This window comes from Kitasatospora sp. NPDC007106 (genome assembly GCF_040634455.1).
Lineage (GTDB): Bacteria > Actinomycetota > Actinomycetes > Streptomycetales > Streptomycetaceae > Kitasatospora > Kitasatospora arboriphila.
Genome location: NZ_JBEYFP010001323.1, coordinates 1 through 1,242 on the forward strand (window position 1 = coordinate 1; position 1,242 = coordinate 1,242).

A 1,242-nucleotide genomic window follows, 5' to 3' on the forward strand; every position below is an offset into this window, starting at 1 on the left:
GGTCGAGCACGGCCAGCGCCAGGCCGGCGTGCGCGGCGAGCACCGCGTCCCCGGCGGCCGCCGCCTCCTCCAGCAGGGCACGGCCCTCCTCGGTGCGGCCGCTCGCCAGCCGAACCTCGGCGAGCCGCCAGGCCGCGGCCGCCCGGCCCGGGTCCTGCGGCCGGTACAGGCCGACGGCCCGGTCGAGCAGCTCCTCCGCCCAGCCGAGGTCGGCCCGGCGCAGCGCGGTCGCACCGGCGGCGGCCAGCCGGTCGGCGGCCCGCCCGCGCAGCGCGTCGGTGCGGGCGTCCAGCAGACCGAGCTCGGTGCGGTACCGGTGCGCGAGGGCGAGGTGCCCGCCGACCGCGCCGTCCGGGGCGCCGCGGGAGGCCAGCAGCTCGGCGGCCCGCTCGTGCCGTTCGGCACGGACCCGCTTGGCGGTGCCCCGGTAGGAGACCTCCTGGACGAGGCCGCTGCGGAAGCGGTAGCCGCCGTCCGGCTCGGCCGGCTCCACCAGCCGCCGCCGGTCCAGCCGGTGCAGGGCGGGCAGCACCGGGTCCGCCCCGGCCGGGCCCGGCCGCAGCTCGCCGCCGGCTCCGCTCTCCGGCCCGCCGAGGGCGAGACCGGTCACCTCCTCGGTGTGGAAGTCCCGGCCGACCACCGAGGCCAGCGCCAGCGTCGTCCGCTCGGGCGGCGCGAGCGCGTCGATCCGGGCACCGAGCAGCGCCTGCACGGTCGGCGGCAGCCCGCCCGCGCCGTGCCCCTCCGCGGCCATCGCGAGCAGCTGCTCCAGGTGCAGCGGATTGCCCTCCGCCCGCTCCAGCAGTGCCGCGCCCGCCTCGGCGCCGTGCCCGGCGACCTCGACCAGACCCGCGGCCAGCCGGGCGCAGTCGGCGTCGGACAGCCCGCCGAGCGCGACCGCCGCCGAGCGGCGGGCCCACTCCGGGTCCTGGTCGAGGAGTTCCGGCCGGCCCGGGCAGAGCAGCAGCACGGGCCGCGCCGCGAGGTCGTCGGCGAGCCGGCGCAGCACGGTGCGCAGCAGCGCACCCGCCCAGTGGAAGTCGTCGACGACCAGCACCAGCCCGTCCGGGCCGGTCAGCGCGCCGAGTACGGCAGCCAGCGCGGCGCAGGTCTCCTCCACCGACGGGTCGGGGGTGCCGTCGCGCAGCAGTCCGGCCTCCAGCAGCCGCAAGGACTCGGCGGGGAGCGGGTGTTCGGCGCCGTCGAGCAGCGGCCGGATCGCGTCGGCGAGCGGGGCGAGGC

1 pseudogene is annotated in these 1,242 nt (G+C 80.4%); it reads right to left on the minus strand.

From position 1 onward, the window contains the following. A pseudogene (locus tag ABZ641_RS38175) lies at nt 1-1,242 on the minus strand (adenylate/guanylate cyclase domain-containing protein); the annotation flags it as partial.